The sequence below is a fragment of the Sphingobacterium composti genome (genome assembly GCF_009829075.1).
GTDB lineage: Bacteria > Bacteroidota > Bacteroidia > Sphingobacteriales > Sphingobacteriaceae > Sphingobacterium > Sphingobacterium composti.
This window is the reverse complement of record NZ_WUQZ01000014.1, coordinates 19,624-42,716: the sequence shown is the minus strand read 5'-3', so window position 1 is coordinate 42,716 and position 23,093 is coordinate 19,624. Positions and strand designations below refer to the sequence as shown.

Sequence of the window (23,093 nt, the reverse complement as noted above, 5' to 3'; positions counted from 1 at the left end):
AGGCAAAACTCGTCGCTGTACCGAGTTGCCACATCGCTTCATCATTCCTGCAAATGGCAACTCGCTAAGGCGACATTTTCCGTTAAACAAAAGTTTATTCAATAACTTGATTATATAGGCTATTAGCTCTATTCTTGAAAAGTTATTCTTATTTCGAACATTTGTTGCTTTATTTATTCTACGTAACTAATCCGTTAAGGAGGAGTAATAAATTTCAATAATTGTTATATTGTCTAACAATAATTAAGACCATTTATACTCCATTATGGAAAGCAGAAGAATATTTATCAAAAAAGCTGGAATTTTAGCAGGTTCGTTTGGTGCATTAACCCATTTACCTAAATCTATTGAAGCCGCATTGGCAATCAATCCTATCGAAGGTTCTACCTTTTTGGATGCGGAACATGTCGTGTTATTGATGCAGGAGAATCGTTCGTTTGACCATTCCTTTGGGACGTTGCGTGGTGTACGTGGTTTTAACGATAGAAGAGCTATTACTTTGGCAAATGGAAATCCTGTATGGTTGCAATCCAATGCAAAAGGGTTGACTTATGCGCCGTTTCGGATGGATATCAAAAATTCCAAAGCAAGTTGGACAAATGATTTACCACATTCTTGGGAAAATCAGATTGGTGCTTGGAACGAAGGTAAATTTGATAAATGGTTGGATTGGAAAGTTTCGGGACGAAAGGAGTATAAGGATTTGCCACTGACATTGGGCTATTATACGCGAGAGGATATTCCGTTCTATTATGCTTTTGCGGATGCTTTTACAATTTGTGACCAGCATTTTTGTTCGTCCATCACGGGTACGACAACTAATCGTCATTATTTTTGGACAGGAAAATGTACAGAAACTGCAGATAGCAAACCGCTGACACGAAATTCGGATATCTATTTTAATAAAATGGCGCAATGGAAAACTTTTCCGGAGCGTTTGCAAGAAAATGGCGTAAGCTGGAAGGTTTACCAAAATGAGATTAGCTTGCAGAATGAGGCTTCAAGAAATGGAGAAGCTTTGCTCGGCAATTTTACGGATAATAATCTCGAATGGTTTGCGCAGTATAGTGTACGTTTCAAAAAAAGCCATATAGATTTCTATAAAAAGCGTCTTGCAGAATTACCGCAAGAAATAGCCGATTTAGAAAAGCAGTTGGCAGCAGAACCTCATGCTCAAAAAGTAAAAAATGCCTTAGAGCAAAAGCAAGGACAATTAGCAAGTTTCAAACGCGAGGTAGAACAATATTCCGAAGCGAATTTTGAAAAATTATCAGCTTTTGAGAAGGAATTGCACGAACGTGCTTTTCAAACGAATGAAGGAGACCCAAATTATCATGAAACGGAGGATATTGATTTTGAAGGTTCGAAAATCAGAGTGCCTAAGGGAGATATTTTACATCAGTTTCGAAAGGATGTGGAACACGGCAAGTTGCCTACTGTGAGTTGGTTGGTGGCACCACAAAATTTCTCTGACCATCCAAGTGCGCCTATGTATGGTGCTTGGTATGTGTCGGAGATATTAAATATTCTGACTAAGAATCCTGAAGTTTGGAAGAACACCATTTTCATTCTGAATTACGATGAGAATGACGGGTATTTTGACCATATTCCACCTTTTGTTGCGCCAAAGCCCAATGATAAATCCGCAGGCTTGGTTTCTGAAGAGTTGAAAGAGGGTTTGCAAACCGAATATTTAACGAAAGAGCAAGAGTTAGCATCAGGAGTCAGAGAGGAATACGCAACCGAAGGTCCAGTCGGGTTGGGATATCGTGTGCCACTAATTATTGCTTCTCCTTGGACTAGGGGAGGTTGGGTAAATTCGGAAGTTTGTGATATTACCTCAACTATACAATTTCTGGAAGTTTTTCTGAATAAAAAATACAATAAACAAATCTTAGAATCGAATATTTCAAATTGGCGTAGAGCGATTACGGGAGATTTGACATCTGTATTCAGACCATATCAAGCAAAAAAGAAAGTTAATTTACCTGACTTTTTGGATATGAAAGAACAGATTTTAAGTATCAATCAAGCTAAGGATAAACCTTTGCCTGATGGCTTTCAGCTATTGTCCAGTGCGGAAATCGAGGATATAAAAAACGGAAAAAATCATCCAGCTTTACCGAAGCAAGAAGCAGGTACAAAATTATCAAATGCGCTATGTTACGACTTACACGTATATGAAGCACATGTTGATGGTCAATTGCAAATCACTTTCGAGGCATCTAACAAAAAATTTGGGCAAAAGTCCTTGGCAGGAGCATTCAATGTTTATGATTTATTACAAAATAATAGATTCAGTAAATCTTTCGCTGTTAAAGCAGGAGGAAAATTGACTTATAGTTGGGAAAAGGATTCATCAAATGCATATAACTTAGCTGTTCATGGTCCAAATGGATTTTTTCGTAAGTACGTCTCTTATGGCGGGAATGAACCTTTGCAAATTAATATAGCGTATTCAGCTAAAAGTAACTTGGTCGTGGAAATAGAAAATATTTCTAATTCTATTCAGGTTATAAATATTGCTAATGCATATACAAAATCGACGAAAGATTTTACACTCAAACCTAAGAAAAAAACTGTACTAGAGATTGATACTAAGAATTTTGGTCGATGGTATGATGTCCAAATAAAAACAGAAGGCTGGGAGAGACAATATGCTGGGCGTATTGAAAATGGAGAGCCAAGTATTTCGGATCCGTTAATGGCGTAAAATAATCTCTTCTCATCAATCATTGACATTTTTTTTTAGTGAAACAAACTGTAGTCTCGCTCAAGCCGCGAGTGGCTCATACTTTTTTATCGTAAAAAGTATGCAAAAACTTGTCGCTAGAATCTTTCGCAACAATGTTTCACTCTGCCTTCATATTTGCGAAATATTCTTAGGCGACTTTTGACTAAGTTAAGAGGGAGATGCTATTATTGGAGTTTTGCCTTTTAATTTCTTATCCAGATTAATAATGCTTTTAAACCTTAGATTTTTTAATAAAAGTATTGTGCATAGTTAACCTGGATAGTGTAAAAGTTGAGCACAATCTTTACAAATTCTTAGTATGTCACCTTAGAAACTTTTGGCAAGAGCAGGTGGAGGCACAAAATGTTTAGCCAAAGGTTTCTAGTGACGAGTTTTGAATACTTTTGCGGTCAAAAGTATTATGCCTGTCCGGCATAGAGGACAATCAAGTTCTATTATTTAACTCTTTCTCTATTTCTTTGGTTAGTGCATTACTTTTATTGGCATTTTTAATAAAAAAATAAGCAACAGCCAACGCCATAAAGGAACCAAAACCAATACCTCCTTTAAGAATGCTATACACAAATACTCCAATGGTAAAACCAACAAGTACGGCGTTAATAATCTTTTCTGATTTAAGACTTTTTAGTGTTTTATCAAGCTCTTCTGTGCTTTTCTCATGTATGGTTTTTATTTCCATTATTATTAGTAAACAAACTAAACTTAAGTAAAACTATCATCAAACCAATTCAAACTCTTTAGGATATTGAACCATACCATTTACATTTTCTAGTGCATTGGGTACTAATTCTATTGCCATAAAAGCTTCAGAAGGCACATCAAAAGGAGCTTTTATACCCCATTTTTGGGCTGGTTCAAAACCGAATTTAATATAAAACTGTTCGTAGCCTAACACTATAACCGATTTAAAACCCAATTCCGTAGCACGATTAAGTCCTTCTTGTATGAGCCTTGCACCAAATCCTTGTTTTTGGAAATCATGATGCACAGCCATAGGGGCTAGAGCTAAACTTTCGAAATGTTGCGTCGAATTTTTAATTAAAATTTTTACAAATAGAATATGTCCTATGATTTGATTTTCCATTTCTGCTACTAGCGACAAATCAGGAATAAACGCAGAACTTTCGCGCAAGTGATTGACCAACTTCGCTTCATTGTCGCGCTCAAAAGCATGCTTATTGAGCTGATAGATTATTTTATGGTCTTGTTGGGTTTCGGGTCTGATGGTGATAGGCATAGATTTATATTTTTAAGGTTGAAATTATACGTAATGGCTTTATTTATAGTGTGCTTTATAATAAAATTTTTAAATGCTTGCGCTGCTTATAACTGCACTATCAAAATACAAATTAATTTTTAATTATTGAAATTAATTTAATTTTAAGTAAAGATTAGGGTTTGGTATGTACCATCGAGGTTATGTATTGAAGATACATGTTGTTTATTTTTTATAAACTGCTTGGTGGTCTTTAGGCTGATCTTGTCGGATGGTAATGTGCATGATGGGGTATTATTAATTAAATTTAATTAATTCAGTTAGAAAATTGGCCATATTATTTAAATCATCTCTTTGCTCCTGTGAAATACCTTCAGCATCGAAATGCATAATGTCGTTTCTAATTAGACGAATTTTGTCCAATTGTTTTACAAAAGGAATTCTTTCTATTTTTAAGTTGAGTTTTTGCCAATTTTCTTCCTTTTCAATTATTCTTATATATTGCCCAAATGTTAAATCATCAATGTATTCTATGGAATCTTTATCATAAGTTTCAATACATAAATCTTTTATTTCTTGAACTAGGAATTTTTCATCTAATAATAGTCGAATCAGGTTTTCTATTTTTTCTAATAAAAGAAAAGGTTCTGTTAAAGTAAAAAATTGAGAACTTATGTCTGTGATAGTAACAATGCCACTTAATGATTTATCGTTTTTTTGAACTAATACAATTTCTTCCTTAATTACTGTTTTTATTGCGTCGAGTAAAGGAGTGTCAAAAGTTGCATTTTGTTGATGTTACAATTGGTTCTTTTAAAATCTTTCCTTCCAAAAGTATCAGGGAGATGCTTTTGAAAGGAAATTTATATTTTGTTACGCTCTTTCGTATACTTCGAACTTATAATCAAAAGCGTGTTTTTCGTCTTTTTCGTGCTTTTCGGCACTTATTAATTTCCATTCATGGTCTAATAATTCTGGAAAATATGCATCGCCGTCTATAGTGGTATGTACACGAGTCAATAAGATTTTATCCGCTAAGGGCAACGTTTGCTTGTAGATTTCTGCACCACCGATGATAAAGATTTCACGCTCGTCACGGCAATAGTTTAGCACATCTTGCACGCTATTCGCTACATCAACTTCTTCGTGGCTGTAGTTCATATCACGTGTCAAAATAATATTGCGACGCTCGGGAAGTGGTTTGCCAATAGATTCAAAAGTCTTGCGACCCATTACAACCGAATGCTCTAAAGTATTTTTCTTAAAGTATTTAAAATCATTCGGCAAATGCCAAAGCATCTGATTGTTTTTGCCAATGGCGTTATTTTCTGCAGCAGCTACGATTAATGTTATTTTAGTATCACTCATTGATTGTTAATTTTCAAATCTCCAAATTATCTCCTTCTCCAATTTTCTATACGGCTACAGGTGCTTTGATATGCGGATCAAACTCGTAACCTACCAACTCAAAATCCTCAAATTTGAAATCAAAAATATTTTTTACGTCTGGATTGATTTTCATTGTCGGCAATGCTTTTGGTTCACGCGACAATTGCAATTCCGTTTGTTCGAAATGGTTGCTGTAGATATGTGCATCACCAAACGTATGTACAAATTCACCCGCTTCCATGTCACAAACTTGCGCGACCATCATCGTCAATAGGGCATAAGAAGCTATATTGAAAGGAACGCCTAAGAAAATATCCGCACTACGTTGGTACAATTGACACGAAAGTTGCGGTTTCAAAATTCCTTTTTCGGGTTGTGCTGGTGCGACATAGAATTGGAAGAAAGCGTGACAAGGCGGCAAAGCCATGTTTTCGATTTCCGCGACATTCCAAGCGGATACGATGATACGACGCGAATCAGGTGAATTCTTTAATTGATTAATTACCTGAGTAATCTGGTCGATATGTCTGCCATCTGGTGTAGGCCAAGAGCGCCATTGCGAACCGTAAACAGGACCCAAATTACCGTTTTCGTCTGCCCACTCATCCCAAATACTTACACCATTATCTTTTAGGTATTTGATGTTTGTTTCACCTTTTAGAAACCAAATCAATTCGTGTATAATCGAACGTAAATGCAGTTTTTTGGTCGTAATAATCGGAAAACCTTCTTGTAGATTGAAACGCATTTGATAACCAAAAACACTGCGTGTACCTGTACCCGTTCTATCTGTTTTGTCCACACCTGTGGTATATACGTGCCTTAGTAAATCTAAATATTGTTTCATGTTTCAGTAAGTTTTAAAGATTTTCTACGATTTTAGAATATTCAAAACTACTGAAATTAGCGGGAAGGAAAAAGTGCTTTCACTTTTAAAAATGTCATTGGCATCTCAAATCTTATATCTATAAAGCTAAGTCTAAAAAAAAGCGTATTTTTGCAACTTATTATGAATAAAAAAGTAGCTTTCTATACACTGGGTTGTAAGTTGAATTTTTCGGAGACTTCATCGATTGGACGTCAGTTCAAGGATGCGGGTTACGATACTACGCCATTCAACTCGCCAGCAGACGTTTATGTAATCAACACCTGTTCGGTAACGGACAATGCGGATAAGAAATGTCGAAAGGTAGTGAAGGAAGCGTTGAAATATTCGCCAAATGCCTATATAACAATAGTAGGCTGTTATGCACAATTGAAGCCGCAGGAAATCGCAGAGATTCCTGGGGTAGATATGGTATTGGGTGCGGCGGAGAAATTCAACATCATTGAACATATCAATGATTTGACCAAACAGGAAAAAGCGGTTGTTCATAATGGACCGATTGACGAAACGAATCAATTTGTGACGGCGTATTCGATTGGCGATCGTACACGTACTTTCTTGAAAGTGCAGGACGGTTGTGATTATTCGTGTACGTTTTGTACGATTCCTTTGGCACGTGGGGCAAGTCGTTCGGGAAAAATCGAGGATATCGTGCGTCAAGCGGAAGAAATTGCTACTTCAGGAGTGAAGGAAATCGTCTTGACAGGAGTGAATATTGGTGATTTCGGAATCCGTGATGGCAAACGTCAGAACAAATTCTTGGACTTGGTAAAAGCATTAGACGAAGTACAAGGCATCGATCGTATCCGTATATCATCGATTGAGCCAAATTTGTTGGCTAATGAGATTATCGAATTTGTAGCACGATCGAAGCGTTTTGTTCCGCATTTTCATATGCCGTTGCAATCAGGTAATAATAAAGTATTGGCGCAAATGCGTCGTCGCTACAAACGCGAACTGTACGGCGAGCGTGTCGCGAAAATCAAATCGTTAATGCCAAATGCCTGTATCGGTGTAGATGTTATCGTTGGTTTCCCGGGGGAAACTCGCGAAGATTTTATTGATACTTACAATTTCTTGAACGATATGCCAATTTCGTATTTGCACGTATTTACCTATTCAGAACGTGAAAATACCATTGCGGCACAAATGGAAGGTGCTGTCCCAGGTGCACAACGTTCGGATCGTAGTAAAATGTTGCATATTCTTTCGGAGAAAAAACGTCGTGCTTTCTATGAAGAAAATTTAGGCGCAATAGGAGAGGTATTATTCGAATCGGATGAGAAAGATGGCTTTATGCATGGCTTTTCTAAAAACTACGTGAAAGTTCGCACGCCTTACGATCCTTTGTTGGTTAATGAAATTGTTCCGGTAAAATTCACTTCCATTTCCGAATCGGGAGATGTAGATATAGAAGAGTTGCCAGAATTGTTGGCACATTAAAATAGAATTTGAAGGGGTGATTGTTCATCCCTTTTTTATTTTTCAATAATTTCACTAACTTATTCCTAAAATATTCCCAAATCAAAAATTATAATTGTCGCTACTATGAAGGTATTGATTGTCGAAGATGAGTTAGCATTACAGCAGGGTATTCGTGATTTTTTAGAGAGTGAGAAGTTTTTGGTAGAAACAGCTTCTACCTATTTGGAAGCTATAGACAAGGTGATGAATTACCCATACGACTGCGTATTGTTGGATATTATGCTTCCGGGAGGTTCGGGAATGGATGTGTTGCGCGAGATGAGAGAAAATCAAGTCAAAAGTCCTGTGCTCATACTTTCGGCAAAAGATTCAGTAGCAGATAAAGTTGCTGGATTGGAAATTGGGGCAGATGATTATTTGGCTAAGCCTTTCCACTTTGCGGAATTGTTGGCTCGGCTTAAATCTATTATTCGTCGTAATGCACAAGATGGCGAGCAGCTTTTGCAGTACAAGAATGTAAGCCTAAATCCAGAATTGCGCGAAGTCAAAATAGACCGAAATCCGTTGGTTTTGAATCGCAAGGAGTATGATTTATTTTACTATTTCATGCTTCGCCCTAATAAGTTGCAAGAAAAATCTACATTAGCTGAAACGGTCTGGGGCGACCACGCTGATCAAGCGGATAATTTGGGTTTTATCTATTCGCAGATTAAAAATCTTCGTAAGAAATTGAAAACAGCTGGAGCGGATTGTGATTTGCAAGCAGTCTACGGTATAGGTTATAAATTGATATAAATGGCTATCTCAGTAAAAAATTATACTAATCGATTTGTGAGTATTGCTATCCTGATAGTGATGGCAGTTTGGGCAGCATTGTTTTATGCTGTGATCATGGACGAAGTGTATGATAATATTGATGATGGCCTCAAAAATCAAAAAATACTTATCATCCGTGAGGCTTATAATAACCCAAAGTTAATTGAAGAGTCCAAAGAATTTGGGATTAACCAATTTGTGATTAAAGAAGTAGAAAATTTACAAGAGAAAGTTGACCAAAATACGTTTTCTAAAGAATTTATTTACATGCCATATGATGAGGAGGAAGAACCTTATCGTATTTTACGAACGGGATTTTATGATCCCAGTGGTAAGCCTTATCAATTAGAAATTCGTACTTCTACCGTTGAAGAAGATGATTTTCTGCTCAATTTAGCTATTTCTTTGTTGGTATTATATGTAGTGATTGTCCTCAGCATTTTGGTGATTAACCATTATATATTGGGTAGAGCTTGGCAACCTTTCAAGCAAATTTTAAAAAATCTTTCTAAATATCGTTTTGGCAAAGCCAATAGTTTTGTCTCAGTGGAATCGCCTGTTTTGGAGTTTAATGATTTGAATAATCATATTTCGCAAATGATTGATCAGAATGAAAAAGTCTTTGACAGTCAAAAGCGATTTTTGGAAAATGCTGCACATGAATTGCAAACACCTTTGGCAGTTAGTATTAACAAGCTGGAATTGCTGTTAGAAAATTCGAGTTTGAATGAAGAGGATACCGTGGGTATTGTGGAAGCGAAGCGTTCCTTGCAGCGTATGGTAAGTCTCAATAAAAGCTTATTAACGCTTTCACGTATCAACAATCAGCAGTATGCAGGATATGAAAGTGTCACTATAAATGAAGTTATCGCTAATCTGTTGAATGATTACGAGGATTTAATAATTTATAAAGATATCAGATTAGATCTTCAGCAAGATGGTAATTTTGAAGTCTACGCTAACCCAGATTTGATGCAAATTTTGTTTTCTAATCTGATTAGCAACGCTATAAAATACAATCTACCTGCTGGTGAATTAAGAGTTCGAATTCAATCAGATGCTGCAATCATTTCTAACACAAGTCAAGAAAAGGCACTGAATCCCGAGTATATTTTTGAACGTTTTTATAAAGGAAGTCAAGACCATAATTCCAATGGCCTAGGTTTGTCTATTGTACAGACCATTTTGGAAAAATATCCTTTCTTACATATTAAGTATAGCTATCAGAATAATATGCAAGTGTTTGAAATTAAAAAAGTTTAATATTTTTTTGATTTCAAACACTAATTCCTAATTCTTTCCCAATTCACTTTTGATTTTTGTAGTATAAAACAAAGATTAAAAGATGAAAACAATATTTAAAAGTTTAGCAGTAGTAGCTTTATTGACTACAAGCATGGGCGCAAATGCACAAGATAAATTAATTGATTTAGGTCAGTTGCCAAAGCAAGCGCAAAATTTTATCAAGACGTATAGCTCAAAACTTTCGGTCGCATACGTCAAATTAGAAGACGAACTCTTTTCGAAAAAATCTTACGAAGTGAAGATGAATGATGGCTCGGAATTTGAATTTGATAAAAATGGCGAATGGAAAGAAATCGATATGAAGCGCAAGAGTATTCCGCTTTCGTTGATCCCTCAAGCTATAAAAGAATATGTAGAAAAGAGTTTTCCAAAGAATAATATTGTGAAACTTTCCAGACGTTCATCCAAATATGAAATTGAATTGTCAAATGGATTGGACTTAGTTTTCAATAGTAAAGGCAAATTTTTACGTATCGACGATTAATAAAACAACTAAAACACACATAATATAAAAATATATAAACTATGAAAAATTTATTTTCAAAAGCGATCTTAGCCGTAGCTGTAGTATTCACGATGACATCTTGTGATAAGGATGAAGTATTAATTCCAAATGAGGAATTACCTACCACGTCGAAGTCATTCGTAACAGAGTATTTTGGTTCGGCAAAAATTATTTCCACTTTAAAGGATAAAGAAGGAATTTCAAATTTTGAATACGAGGTTAAATTGGATAATGGTGTAGATATCAAATTTGACAATTCAGGGTTGTGGCAAGATGTAGAAATGCGAAGTGATCGTGACGCGTTGCCTAACACATCGTTTATATTACCTGCAATTGTCGATTATGTGACGGCGAATTATGCATCTGTAGGTATAAACGGGATTGAAAGAGAAGTGAATGGTTTTGATATTGAACTGACTAATGATGTTGATTTGGTATTTGACAAAGACGGAAAATTTATCAGAATTGATCTATAATTTTAAATTCATAGCTAATACATAAAAATGGGACAACTTGCATTGTCCCATTTTTATGTATTAGCCTTTACGCGCTAATTCTATTTTTGTTTCCATTTCGCTCACGATTTTATCGATATCCGATCCACTACCTGATGACTCAAAACGAATAAATCCTTCTTTGTCAATTACAACTTTGTGTGGAATACCTTTCACGCCGTATGCTGTAGTGGTTGCTTTTTCTCTATCTTTCATCTCATCAAATAATACATGGAAAGTGTAATTATTCTTAGTAATGAATTGTTCTACAAGCTCTTTGTAGTTTTCTTCGCGTTGCCAAGTGTCAATAAATAAAAACTCCACTTCTTTGTCGTCTTTGTATTTGTTAACAGCTGCTTGCATACCAGGGAACGAATTGATACAAGGACCACACCATGTTGCCCAAAAATCCAATACCACAACTTTTCCTTTAAGATCTGCCAAAGAAACTGTCTTGCCTTCTCTGTTGACCAAAGAAAATGCTGGAGCCTCTTTTTTGATCATTTCTGATTTGTATTTAGCTATGCTAGCTTCCTTGATTTTAGTGTCCAGATTAGAATAGTAATTATTGAAATCGCTCTTATCATTGTTTAGTTTTGAATATAAAGATTTCAATACTTCTCCAGCAGCATCGTTCTTGCCATTTTTCAGAACATATTTCTCCAATAATAAAAATGCGTCTAAATCTCTACCCATTTTGATGTATGAATTTGCTAAACTTACATTCAAGTCCGAATTTACAGCTGCATTATTATTAGTTATGAATTGATCTTCTAAGCTTTCTATAGCTTTTTCGTAGTTGCCAGTTTCATACAAGGCTTTTCCATATGCAGCATTGAATGCAGGTAGATATGTAGGACCGACTTTATTGTCTTCTTTTGCTTTTGCAATTCCTTCTTCTAAGATTGGAAGTGCATTGACATAGTCTTTGTTTTCAGCGAGTTCTCTTGTTAAACCATATGCAGTTTGAATAAACATAGGACTATTTTTTAATTTATCTACATACTCATTTGCTTTTGAAAGGTTATTTTCTTTGAAGTACATTGCTGCAAGTTTGGATTCTGCACCTCGATACAATCCTCTATCTTTTTCTTCAAAATTGTTAGAAGGAAATTTCTTCAAAAAGTCATTATAACTTTTTTCAGCTACAGAAGCGGAGGTATTGCTTTCTGAAAAAACATTTTTATAAGCTTCACTACGTGCCTTTAACCCTTTAGGAAATCTTTTTAACAGTGTTTTCTCGACTTTCTCAACTTCATCTGTTTTTTCTAAAAATGAATAAATGCGAGTTCCGAAATTTACAAAACTTTCATTTTTACTTTCTACTAGTGCTTTTGCTTCTACAAGTAATTGAGTTTTTGAAACTTCATCATTTTTTTGAGCCAATGCCCCTAAATCTTTAGAAATCTCTTCTAGAGTAATGCCTTTTTTCTTGGCTAGTTGTGCATAGGTATTATTGTATGCTAAAGCGCCTGCTATCAGTGCTATCGTTAAAATTGTTCTTTTCATAAATTATTAATTAATTAAACAAATTTATTATTTAAACATCAATCATTCACGGGGTTAGTGATATTCAAAATTAATTCTTTGTTTTAACAGTTTTTTCTAATACTATATATGTTTTTTTAGTTTTAAATATTATTATGTTGAAATATTTTCTGTTTTAAAAATACTAAACAATAAATTTTATTTTCTAACACAAAATTTATACTTCATATTAAAGTTATATTCTTGACCTGCTTCTAAAATGTACTTCGGAAACCTACCTTGGTTTGGACTGTCCAAGTAATGCTGTGCTTCAAAGCAAAATCCACCATGTGGTAAATATTTTTTGCCAGATTTTCCCAAATCATTTGATAAGTAATTACCTGAATAAAAATGCACAGTAGGATAATCTGTGTACAATTGTAATGCTATACCAGACTCTGCGCTATATGCTGAAGCTGCTACTTGAGTAATTGGATTTTCATTAATATAACTATGATCAAATCCTTTAGCAAATAACAATTGCTTATCATCGCATCCAATTTTTTCGACAACTTTAGTTTCTTTTCTGAGATCAAATGGTGTATCTATAATACTTTTCAAATTACCTGTCGGCAATTGACTTTCATTGATTTCAATGAATTTGTTGGAATTTATTTGAACTAAATGATTTAAAATATCTCCATTGCCTTCTCCATTTAGATTGAAATAGGCATGATTTGTCAAATTAATAACAGTACGTTTATCTGTAGTCGCTCTAAAATTGATTAAAATTTCATTGTCATCTGTTAATTCGTATGTTACTGTAATTTTAGTTTCGCCTGGAAAACCAGCTTCTCCATTCGGAGACACATAATAAAACGTTACTTTCTTTTTGAAACTTACTTGCCTATCCCAAACCTTCGTATGAAATCCATCAGGACCTCCATGTATGCAGTTAGAACCATTGTTTTGAGGAAGGATATATTCTTGATTTTCAATAACGAATTTTCCATTTCCTATACGATTTGCAAATCTTCCTATAGTCGCACCATGATACAATTCCTTCGCATTCAAATATCCTTGTATACTATCAAAACCTAATACTACATCAATCAAATTACCATTTTTGTCGGGAACTAAAGCACTTACCAATCTAGCTCCATAGTCAGTCAATGCTATTTGCATTCCTGCTCTATTTTTAAGTGTAAATAAATGCGTATTTTTTCCGTGAAGATTTCCCTCAAATTTTTCTGTATCTGGTATTGTGTAGCTCTTGCTCATTGGATCTAAAGTTTATTCATTTTGCTAAAAATAATAAAAAACGATGACAAGCTGAAGAAAAGGAATTTTTGTATTATATTTAAGAATATGGAGAATAGAATCATTTACCTTGCTTTCGCAATCTTAGCAATATTATTGTTTGTCTATACTTTTATTTTTGTAGATGATACACATCATTTAGTGTTAAATGCAGGATGGGAGACAAATTTAATAGAGGCTAAATGGTTATTTTATTTGGTCGCAGGGATAGGTGTATGTTTGTGGGGGTTTTATCATTTTTTTGGCTCGTGCTTGTATAGTGAAGGACTCATCTATTTGCATATTGTTTCTTATTTAATTCTCATCGTAGTCCTAATTCTTTGGGATAATAATTCTTTTTCTATACAAGAAGCTGTAGATTCTCAATCCTATAATTCATTAAAGGATTTAAAAACGGATTACCACGATGTCATGGATCGTTCTACATTATATAGATCTTTATTTTGGCTACTATTGTTGATTCAACCCATTGGATTAGTTAATTTGTTGCTAGGCTTTATCAAGCCAAATACAAAATAGAACAACAACTGTTTTAAGGCAGAAAGCGTATATTTGCATTTCGAATAATCCGATATTTTAATGAACTGGAGACAACTTATATCCGCTAAAAGGTGGGGCTATGAACAACGTGTACCATACGAACAATTTGACGCAAGGTCAGAGTTTCAACGCGATTATGATCGTTTGATTTTCTCCTCACCATTTCGACGGTTGCAAAATAAAACTCAAGTATTTCCATTACCGGGAGCTGTTTTCGTTCATAATAGATTAACGCATAGCCTAGAAGTAGCTTCAGTGGGGCGCTCTTTGGGTCGCTTGTTTTATAATTTAATGAAGCAAGAAGATCCAAATATCGATGGGGAAGTTCCTTATTTACAGGAAGTAGGAAATATTATTTCTGCTGCCTGTCTATCGCATGATCTGGGAAATCCATCTTTTGGACATTCGGGTGAAGCGGCAATATCTTCTTATTTTACTGAAGGAGCAGGGAAAAAATATCAAGAACAAGTTTCTCCTAAGCAATGGGCAGATTTGACACATTTTGAAGGTAATGCTAATGCATTGCGTATTTTGACACATGCTTTCAACGGTAAAGACGCTAAAGGCTTTGCGTTGACTTATGCGACATTGGCTTCTATTGTAAAATATCCTTGTGCGGCGATTGATGGTCATGTGAAAGGAAATCATCATCGCAAGAAATACGGTTTTTTTGAATGTGAAACAGAATCATTTGAAAAAATAGCGGTGGAGTTAGGTTTGCTAAAAGACCCAACCAATCCGAATGGTTATTTACGTCATCCATTGGTGTATTTGGTTGAGGCGGCAGATGATATTTGTTACAATATCATAGACTTGGAAGACGCTCATCATCTCAAAATTCTTTCTTATCAAGAGGTCGAAGATTTATTGTTACCTCTATGTGGAGGAGAAAGCTTAAAACCTCGTTTGGATAATTTGGGGGACACAGGATCTCGTGTTGAATTATTACGCGCGAAGGCAATTAATACGTTGATTCATGGCTGTGCTTCAGTTTTTGTTAAAAATCAAGAGAAATTTTTGTCGGGCACTTTCCAAAGCTCTTTAGTGGATGCATTAGATGTGGAAATCGTGCAACAAATGAAGAAAATTGAAAAAGTTTCAATTGCGCGTATTTATAATGCACCGACTGTAGTGCAAATCGAAATAGCGGGTTATAAAGTAATGAATGCTTTATTGGAGGAATTTATACCAGCTTATTTGAAGACAAATAAAACCGTGTTTGATAAGAAATTGGTGGCGATGATTCCAGAACAATTTCATACAGACAAAGAAGATACATATTCTAAAATACGTGCAGTATTGGATTTTGTTTCGGGTATGACAGATGTCTACGCTGTTGATTTGTATCGAAAAATAAAGGGGATTTCAATTCCATCGTTGGATTAAAAATAGATTAACAGATGTTAGATTTGAGATGAGAGATAAATGGATAGTCTATTGTCTTTAGTCTAAAATCTCTTGTCTAAAAGATATATGAAAGTAGTAATAGCAGAAAAACCTTCCGTAGCGCGAGATTTGGCACGAGTAATGGGCGCAAAGGATGTGAAAGATGGGTATATTGAGGGAAATGGCTATGCATTTACCTATGCATTTGGGCATTTGGTGCAATTATGTACACCTCAAGCGTATGGCTATAACACTTGGTCTGTTGCGAATTTGCCTATTATTCCAACGAAATTTGGGTTGGAAGTAAAGAAGGTTCGTAAAGACGGAAAGCAAATTGATGATTATGGCGCGCTGAAGCAAGTTAATATCATCAAAGGTTTATTGGAAAAAGCAGAGGAAATCATTGTGGCAACGGATGCTGGACGTGAAGGGGAATTGATTTTTCGTAATATTTATTATTATTTAGGGTCAAAAGTACCTTTCAAGCGTCTGTGGATTTCATCTCAAACGGATAAAGCCATCAAAGAAGGTTTTGCGAAATTGAAGGATGGTTCGGAGTACGATAGCTTGTATCAGTCAGCACGTTCACGCTCAGAATCAGATTGGTTGATTGGTATTAATGCGACGCAGGCAATTACATTGGCAGCTGGAAATAAAGGCTTGTTGTCTTTGGGACGTGTGCAAACACCGACTTTAGCGATGATTTGCTCTCGATTTTTAGAAAATAAAGATTTCAAACCTCAAGTTTTCTATAAAATTCAAGCAGGCTTTGAAAAGGATAATATATCCTTCAAAGCGACTTCTGACAAGATTGATAAAAAAGATGTAGCTGAAGAAACCATTGCTAAAATTACAGTTGGTTCAGAAGCGAAAGTAGTGAAAGTCGAAGCGAAAGAAACCAAAGAGCAACCACCTTTGTTGTTTGACTTGACTTCGTTGCAACAAGATGCCAATAAGAAATACGGCTATTCAGCGGACCAAACATTAAGTATTGCACAAACATTATACGAAAAGAAAGTCATCACCTATCCACGTACAGGTTCGCGTTATATTGGTGAAGATGTTTTTGAGCAAATAGAATCGTTATTCCAACATTTGGCGGATACAGCAGATGAAAGCATTGCAGCTATTTCACGTAATCTCATAGGAGCGAAGCTTAATAAGCGTTCTGTTGATGATAAAAAGGTAACGGATCACCACGCTTTATTGGTAACGGATGAAAAACCTGGTGCGATGCTCAAAGAGCAACAAAATATCTACAATATGATTGCCAAGCGGATGGTTGAAAGTTTTTCAGACGTATGTCTGAAAGATATTACGACGGTGACGATTGACGCAGCAGGTGTAGAGCTGATTGCTAAAGGAACTGTAATTCGTCAGTATGGTTGGCGATTGTCAGCTGACCAAGTCGAAATGCCTGATGAAGACAAAAATTCGGACGACCAAGACAACGAAAATGCGCAATTGCCAAAGTTGACAGCAGAAGAAATGTTGGAGATTCTTTCTTTAGAATTGTCTGAACGTTTTACAAAGGCGAGACCGATTCATACGGAAGCATCATTGTTGAAGGCGATGGAAACATCGGGTAAGGAAATCGAAGATGAGGAGATGCGCCAAGCCATGAAAGATTGTGGTTTGGGAACGCCTGCAACACGTGCAGCGACTATAGAAACTTTATTCCAACGTGATTACATCAAACGGGATAAGAAGAAATTGATTCCGACAGAAAAAGGGTTAGCTGTATATAATCTGGTCAAAGACCGTTCTATCGCGAAAGTGACTTTGACGGGTAAATGGGAGCAAAAATTGGAAGAGATGCGTGCAAATAAAGTATCGTATGATGTCTTTATGAAGCATATCAAAGATTATACAGTTAAGATTACCAAAGAGCTTTTGCAACTTCGTATGTCAATTCCTCAAGAGGAAATCAAACCTCAACAAAAAGGTAAAATTAAGTGTCCGAAATGTGAGCTTGGAAATATTCATCTTTATGATAAAGTAGCACAATGCGATCATTATGCACGAGGTTGTGATTTTAAAATTTGGCGTACATTAAATGGTGTTTTCCTAGAAGAAAAAGAAATGAAAAACCTCCTCGAAAAAGGTAAGACATCTGAACTTAAGGGCGTAAAAACCAAAGATGGACAAATTATCAATGCACCTTTAGTATTTCAAGATTTTAAGGTTAGTGTGGGGTAAATAAGAGGGTCGAATAATTCTATTCAACCCTTTTATTTATCATTCCTTCTACCAAACAATATTGAGCTAGTACATAAGTCAACATTACGCTTAAGCTGCCAATAAGAGATTTTTGATAAAAGATGTTGACTGCTAAAATAGTATCAGATAATACAAATAATACAGCGCCTACCATTAACCATTTTAATTTTGTCCCAATTGCAACATGTAGCATTGTTCCAATTGTAATTGCGTATAGTAAAACTGGAATTTTCATAGTCCCTAAGTATGGAAAAAGAAAACTATACAATGCACTAATATATATTAGAATGAAAAGGATTATGTAAACATTCTTGTGTTTGAAATAATCTTTAAACACAAGAATGTATAATATGTGGGCGATTAAAAAGCTAGTTAATCCAGCTATAAATCCCCACGAAAACATCAAAAATAAATCTCCCAAAAAACTCATTACTAGACCAGCAATAAACAAACAATTTTTCTGAGTTACACTGCAGAGGTAATACAGAATCAAAATTGGTATTAATAAGGGTTTGGTGTAAAAACGTAAATCAGAACTCCATTGAAAACCAATAATAATCAGATCGATTATAAATACTATTATTAAGAATATCGAAAGTGTTCTTTTCATCAGATTGAGGTAATCTAATATTAATTTGCAATTTCTTTCTGGTCCAATACATTATTCAGTTGTTCCATGTCCAATTCATTTTCCCATTTAGAAAGTACTAAACCTGCAGTAGCATTTCCGATAATATTTGTTAACGCGCGCGCTTCACTCATAAAACGGTCAATTCCGAAGACAATTGCAATGGATTCTACAGGTATATGGCCAACTACAGGCAGAGTTGCGGCAAGGATGATAAAACCAGAACCTGTTACACCGGCTGCGCCATTGGAGGTAAATGTCAATACAAATAATAGAAATAATTGCTCACTAAGTCCCATCGGTTGATTAATAGCTTGTGCTAAGAATACAGATGCCATGGTCAGGTAAATAGCTGTTCCGTCCAAATTGAAAGAATAGCCAGTAGGAATAACCAGATTAACCACCGATTTATTACATCCAGCTTTTTGCAATTTATCCATAATCGCAGGAAGAACAGATTCAGAAGAAGATGTTCCCAGCACAATTAACAATTCCTCTTTGATATAGCGAAGGAATTTCCAAAGACTAATTTTATTGCGGTACAATATCAATCCAATGAACACGAAGATATAAATCAAACAGGCTATATAAAACCAAAACATCATCATGCCTAATGATTTCAAAATGTCCAATCCGTATCGTCCGACCGTAAATCCAATGGCACCCATTGCACCCAAAGGCGCTACTTTCATAATCATTTTGATAACTAAGAAAATACCATCCAAAAATGATTGCAAAACAACTTTTACTGGTTCTGCTTTTGCGCCCATCTTTGCAAAGGCAAAGCCTAATAGAATAGCGAAAAATAATACTTGTAGAATATTTCCTTCAGCTAGGGAACCAATGATATTATTAGGAATGATATCAAGCAAAAAGGCTACGATACCTTTCTGCTCTTTTCCACCCTCTATATAATTACCGACTTGACTTGTGTCCAGATGATCTACATTTATATTCATTCCTTCGCCTGGTTTAGCGAGATTGATAACCGCAAGCGCAATAAACATGGCTGTGAATGTAGTTATCTGAAAATATATCATCGAGCGAATCCCAATTTTACCCACTTTCTTGACATCCTGCATTCCCGAAATTCCCAACACGATACTACAGAATATCAAAGGCGCAATAATCATTTTGATTAGCTTTATAAACCCATCTCCAAATGGCTTTAATGCAACACCCATATCGGGATAAAAATGCCCTAATGCTACACCAATTAAAATGGCTACAATAACTTGGAAATAAAGCGTTTTAAAAAGCTTCTTCATAAAATGTTTTGGTTATAGGTTATGTAATTATTCTAGTGGTCTAAAATAAGTTTAATTTTTTAAAGTCAAACAGCATTTTAACACAAAGTCAGATTCTCGTCAATACATTATGTAAACGTGTTTTAAAGCGATAAAAAAATTACCTTTGTTGGCAATATGACGACAAAACTTTACAATCCATTTTTAGATTTCAAATTTGATAATACGTCTTGTTTTTTGACAGGGGAGAAGTTGGCTTCTGCAGATGAGAAAATTCAAGTATTTCCAGTTTGGATGATGCGTGCTTTTGATTTGGAGGAGAAATCTTTCAAAATGTTGGATGAAAGTTTTGTGACCTATAAGCAGTTGCAGTTACCTTGTTCTGTGGATGCTGCCTTAGCTTTTGAACAAGTGGAGTCGCAAGTCGAGCGTGCCATGGAAAATGGTTGTGCTGCAGTAAAAGAGCTTTCACAAGAAATACTTTTTCAATGGGTAGCTAAAATATTGTACGGAGTCGTATTTAATGAGATTCAAACGGGTATTCGTCAAGCTGTCATGTCTGGTGAGGATATGAACTTCTCGCAAGCTTTGGTACATAAATTCCGAAACCTACATGCGATGTTGCAGTCAATAGTAGTTCCGATGGAATTTGAACACAAAAATCCTTTTACGGTTCAGGTTTTTGAAGTAGATAATGCAGATAATACATTTTTGTACCGTGATGAAATCAATACTTTGATTTTCTCCTTACGAATGAAAAATTTTGCGATTATAGCGACGCTTCAGGATAATGGTACGCACGCAATTTATCATGAGGACGTATTGACAAAAGTGGAGGGTAAGAAATTGCATCCCGTGCAATTTGAAGAGATTTGTGCGCGATATTTCTATTCGGCTTATTTATTCAATCGTTTGCCAGAATATACCTACATGGAAACACCGCAAAAAGTCTATGTAGAACCAATGCCATTGAACGATTGGACACTCAAACCAATCTTTGATAATTGGGTCGTGAAAACTTATGGTCAGGTGCTGGAGAATTTTTGGAAACCTTGGGGTTTCTTATTATTTGAAATTATCCAAAACCCGGAAAAACCGATGTCATTTATAGAGGACGAAAACGGAAATTTCAGAGAAAATATTGATTTGGTGAAAAGTTAGATTTAACTTTTCTTACGTTTTGAATAATTTTTTCTTGGAGCGTAAGCAGTGGACTTAATATTCTCCTTTGCGAGTTTTTGCTTCTTTGTTTCTTTATTGTAATAGGCAATCAATGCAGAAGGCCCTAAAATTGGAATTGTTAAGGCAACAAAAGTAAGAATGAGCTGACCGCCAGTAGCGTTTTTCAGTTTGAATAATCGAAAAAGCATGATGCCTGTCAGCGCCATGTGAATCAATAAGACGATATTTACTAAAAGAGCTTTGTCCATGCTACAAAGATACTATATAAACTATGTTTATATTAATTCCATTGCATTTCCTTATTATTTTTGATGGTCATAACTTGTGAATTAAACTCCTTATCGTTTTTGGGAAGCATAATATGGAAAGTAGTACCTTTACCAATCTCTGATTCAATATTAAAATTCCAACCTAATTCTTCTATGAAATCATGACATAGTAACAAACCAATACCTGCTCCTTGTTCATCCATAGTGCCTTTTAAACTTCTTCGTGACTGTTCGTAATCAAATAATTTTTCTAAATGATCTTGAGATATTCCAATGCCATTATCTTTCACATAAATATCCCATTTTTCATGTTTGTGCAATATACCAATCTCAATATCACGGCATAGTTCACTATATTTTATAGCATTATGAAGGATATTACGAATGATAAACTCACATCTCATTTGGTCGGCCAAAATTGTAAAGTCCAGAGGAATATGGTTTTTAATACAAAGTTGTTTGATTTTAATACTTGAAGAAAGGGTTGTTATACATTTCTCGACAGTGTTATTAAGATTAACAGCTATCCATTTTACGGAATTGGATCTCATCTGCGCCTTAGACCAAAACAGTAAATCCTCAAGCAAATTTGACGTGACGTCTAATTCTATTTTTACATTACTCATTAAATATGCATAATTTTCCAAGGTCAATTGTTTATCATTTGACATCTGGACAATAAGTTTTAGAGAATTGATAGGAGATTTTAGATCATGAGAGATAATAGAGAACAATTTAGTTTTGAAAGCTTCTGATTCTTTGAGTAAATTATTTTGATTAAACAATTGTAAAGCTTGCTTCTTTATGGCTTGTTCTGATTCAGAAATGGCCTTATTCTTCTTTTTCAACTTTAGAAGTAATCCAAGCAAGATTATAGAAAAAAGAGAAGTTACGACTGTAATAATTATCGCCTTGTTGGTCTTACCTTCAGCTAGTTCGTTTTTCAATTTTAAATTAGCATTTTCAAGCTCTTTTTTTTCAGTTTCGTATTGAATATTTAATTCTTCCCGTACTTTTTGTCTTGATAAAAGTAATGAATTGTAATTGGCGTCATCTAAAGTGTCTAGAGAAGACGAAGTATTGGCGCGAAGATTTCTAATTTTGTCACGTAATACCACTATTTTTCCATCGAATAGGTTCAGAATATGAAAGGCTTTATTATCACTTAAATAAATGTAAAGCTCATCTAAAATGGACTGTGCTAAGTCATAATCTTTATTTATTAATGCAATTTCGCAAAGTAATATTTTACTACTTCCAACCGCTTCATCGTTTTTATATGTCAAGGCATATTTTTCTGCTCTCTTAGCATAATAGAGTGAGTTTTTATAGTCAGTTGATTCATAATAAACATGTGCTAAAATTGTATAGGTCTTTTCTAATGTACGGTCTGTTTTTAATCTTTCTTTATAAAAGACCGCTTCTTTTAAGTGTTTGATAGCTAAATTTTTGTCGTTTGGTTGTTTACTTTCTGCATATTTGTCTTTGTAGTAATTGCCAAGATTATTATTTAAACTAGCTAATAACTTTGTATTATTGCTTTTGAGTGCATATTCTCGGCTTTTATGATAAAATTTAATAGCTTCTTCTAAATCATGACCTCTATAGTAATTATTTCCAATATTGAGTAAGGTCTCGCCCATTCCCAATGTGTCCAGATGTTGTTCGCGAATACGAAGGATTTTATAATGTAGTTTTACGCTTTCCTCATGTTTGTCAAGTATGAATAGGCAAACCGCTTCCAGGTTCATACAGCGTGTCATGAGCTGATGATGGGAGGTGTTTGAAAAATATTTTGCACCTTGTTGAGCCCACAGAAGTGCATTTTTAGTGTCACTTGCATAGTTGCTTCTAGCAAGATCATAATATATTTGACCATTTAATGAATCTGTATTTGTTTCATTAATTAGTCTAAGTAGACTATCAGTATTAAGAATTTGAGCTTTGATCGGTATTGAAAAAAATAGAAGCGTTAGTAAATACACTAATATTTTAATCCTTTGGTATAGTAGCATTATTCGGTTGATGTAGATATTCAAATAT

At 35.0% G+C, this 23,093-nt stretch carries 20 protein-coding genes; 10 read left to right on the top strand and 10 right to left on the bottom strand.

Annotation, left to right across the window (positions count from 1 at the left end; all coding sequences use genetic code 11):
• Positions 1-265 precede the first annotated feature (265 nt).
• Positions 266-2,713 carry a phosphocholine-specific phospholipase C gene (locus tag GOQ17_RS10300; RefSeq protein WP_159637291.1) on the top strand — a complete coding sequence of 816 codons (2,448 nt, stop codon included), beginning with the start codon at positions 266-268 and terminating at the stop codon, positions 2,711-2,713.
• Positions 2,714-3,179: 466 nt separating this feature from the next.
• Here GOQ17_RS10300 and GOQ17_RS10295 read toward each other — a convergent pair whose 3' ends face one another.
• From GOQ17_RS10295 to GOQ17_RS10280, 4 genes are all read right to left on the bottom strand, one after another.
• Positions 3,180-3,434 carry a hypothetical protein gene (locus GOQ17_RS10295; RefSeq protein ID WP_159637290.1) on the bottom strand — a complete coding sequence of 85 codons (255 nt, stop codon included), beginning with the start codon at positions 3,432-3,434 and terminating at the stop codon, positions 3,180-3,182.
• Positions 3,435-3,473: 39 nt separating this feature from the next.
• Positions 3,474-3,992 carry a GNAT family N-acetyltransferase gene (locus GOQ17_RS10290; RefSeq protein WP_159637289.1) on the bottom strand — a complete coding sequence of 173 codons (519 nt, stop codon included), beginning with the start codon at positions 3,990-3,992 and terminating at the stop codon, positions 3,474-3,476.
• Between the two features lie 852 nt (positions 3,993-4,844).
• Positions 4,845-5,339: a dihydrofolate reductase gene (locus tag GOQ17_RS10285; RefSeq protein WP_159637288.1), complete on the bottom strand. Its 495-nt coding sequence runs from the start codon at positions 5,337-5,339 to the stop codon at positions 4,845-4,847.
• A 46-nt stretch (positions 5,340-5,385) separates the two neighbouring features.
• The gene (locus GOQ17_RS10280) at positions 5,386-6,207 is read right to left on the bottom strand and encodes a thymidylate synthase (RefSeq protein ID WP_159637286.1); all 822 of its coding nucleotides are present in this window, start codon (positions 6,205-6,207) and stop codon (positions 5,386-5,388) included.
• A 162-nt stretch (positions 6,208-6,369) separates the two neighbouring features.
• Between GOQ17_RS10280 and mtaB the strand changes: the two genes are divergently transcribed.
• The 5 genes from mtaB to GOQ17_RS10255 all read left to right on the top strand — a co-directional run bounded on the left by mtaB (position 6,370) and on the right by GOQ17_RS10255 (position 10,773).
• The gene (mtaB, locus tag GOQ17_RS10275) at positions 6,370-7,689 is read left to right on the top strand and encodes a tRNA (N(6)-L-threonylcarbamoyladenosine(37)-C(2))-methylthiotransferase MtaB (protein ID WP_159637285.1); all 1,320 of its coding nucleotides are present in this window, start codon (positions 6,370-6,372) and stop codon (positions 7,687-7,689) included.
• Between the two features lie 105 nt (positions 7,690-7,794).
• The gene (locus GOQ17_RS10270) at positions 7,795-8,466 is read left to right on the top strand and encodes a response regulator transcription factor (RefSeq protein ID WP_159637284.1); all 672 of its coding nucleotides are present in this window, start codon (positions 7,795-7,797) and stop codon (positions 8,464-8,466) included.
• Positions 8,467-9,750, top strand: coding sequence for a sensor histidine kinase (locus tag GOQ17_RS10265; RefSeq protein ID WP_159637283.1), 1,284 nt, complete (start codon positions 8,467-8,469; stop codon positions 9,748-9,750).
• An 82-nt stretch (positions 9,751-9,832) separates the two neighbouring features.
• Positions 9,833-10,276, top strand: a complete 444-nt coding sequence (locus GOQ17_RS10260) for a PepSY-like domain-containing protein (protein WP_159637281.1) — start codon at positions 9,833-9,835, stop codon at positions 10,274-10,276.
• Between the two features lie 41 nt (positions 10,277-10,317).
• Complete coding sequence (locus GOQ17_RS10255) at positions 10,318-10,773, top strand: PepSY-like domain-containing protein (protein WP_159637280.1); 456 nt, start codon at positions 10,318-10,320, stop codon at positions 10,771-10,773.
• Between the two features lie 60 nt (positions 10,774-10,833).
• Here the strand turns inward: GOQ17_RS10255 and GOQ17_RS10250 are convergent, their stop codons facing one another.
• Both GOQ17_RS10250 and GOQ17_RS10245 read right to left on the bottom strand, forming a co-directional pair.
• Positions 10,834-12,300 (bottom strand): redoxin domain-containing protein, encoded by a 1,467-nt coding sequence (locus tag GOQ17_RS10250; protein WP_159637279.1) that lies wholly within the window; start codon positions 12,298-12,300, stop codon positions 10,834-10,836.
• Positions 12,301-12,477: 177 nt separating this feature from the next.
• On the bottom strand, positions 12,478-13,539 hold the full coding sequence (locus tag GOQ17_RS10245; RefSeq protein WP_159637278.1) for an aldose epimerase family protein: 1,062 nt from the start codon (positions 13,537-13,539) through the stop codon (positions 12,478-12,480).
• An 87-nt stretch (positions 13,540-13,626) separates the two neighbouring features.
• Here GOQ17_RS10245 and GOQ17_RS10240 point away from each other — a divergent pair, with 87 nt between their 5' ends.
• The 3 genes from GOQ17_RS10240 to GOQ17_RS10230 all read left to right on the top strand — a co-directional run bounded on the left by GOQ17_RS10240 (position 13,627) and on the right by GOQ17_RS10230 (position 17,703).
• On the top strand, positions 13,627-14,097 hold the full coding sequence (locus GOQ17_RS10240; RefSeq protein ID WP_159637276.1) for a hypothetical protein: 471 nt from the start codon (positions 13,627-13,629) through the stop codon (positions 14,095-14,097).
• A gap of 60 nt (positions 14,098-14,157) precedes the next feature.
• Positions 14,158-15,504, top strand: a complete 1,347-nt coding sequence (locus GOQ17_RS10235; RefSeq protein ID WP_159637275.1) for a deoxyguanosinetriphosphate triphosphohydrolase — start codon at positions 14,158-14,160, stop codon at positions 15,502-15,504.
• An 87-nt stretch (positions 15,505-15,591) separates the two neighbouring features.
• Entirely contained in the window at positions 15,592-17,703 is a 2,112-nt protein-coding gene (locus tag GOQ17_RS10230) for a type IA DNA topoisomerase (protein WP_159637274.1), read from the top strand.
• 19 nt (positions 17,704-17,722) lie between these two features.
• On the opposite strand, the gene GOQ17_RS10225 is transcribed toward GOQ17_RS10230, so the two are convergent.
• A complete protein-coding gene (locus GOQ17_RS10225; protein ID WP_159637273.1) occupies positions 17,723-18,334 on the bottom strand; it encodes a lysoplasmalogenase in 612 nt (203 codons plus the stop codon).
• A 20-nt stretch (positions 18,335-18,354) separates the two neighbouring features.
• Positions 18,355-19,620, bottom strand: coding sequence for a C4-dicarboxylate transporter DctA (gene dctA, locus GOQ17_RS10220; protein ID WP_159637271.1), 1,266 nt, complete (start codon positions 19,618-19,620; stop codon positions 18,355-18,357).
• Between the two features lie 156 nt (positions 19,621-19,776).
• On the opposite strand from dctA, the gene GOQ17_RS10215 reads away from it, so the two are divergent.
• A complete protein-coding gene (locus tag GOQ17_RS10215) occupies positions 19,777-20,760 on the top strand; it encodes a hypothetical protein (protein WP_159637270.1) in 984 nt (327 codons plus the stop codon).
• Positions 20,761-20,762: 2 nt separating this feature from the next.
• Here GOQ17_RS10215 and GOQ17_RS10210 read toward each other — a convergent pair whose 3' ends face one another.
• Complete coding sequence (locus GOQ17_RS10210; RefSeq protein ID WP_159637269.1) at positions 20,763-21,029, bottom strand: hypothetical protein; 267 nt, start codon at positions 21,027-21,029, stop codon at positions 20,763-20,765.
• A gap of 32 nt (positions 21,030-21,061) precedes the next feature.
• Complete coding sequence (locus tag GOQ17_RS10205) at positions 21,062-23,065, bottom strand: tetratricopeptide repeat-containing sensor histidine kinase (protein WP_236537121.1); 2,004 nt, start codon at positions 23,063-23,065, stop codon at positions 21,062-21,064.
• Between the last annotated feature and the right edge of the window lie 28 nt (positions 23,066-23,093).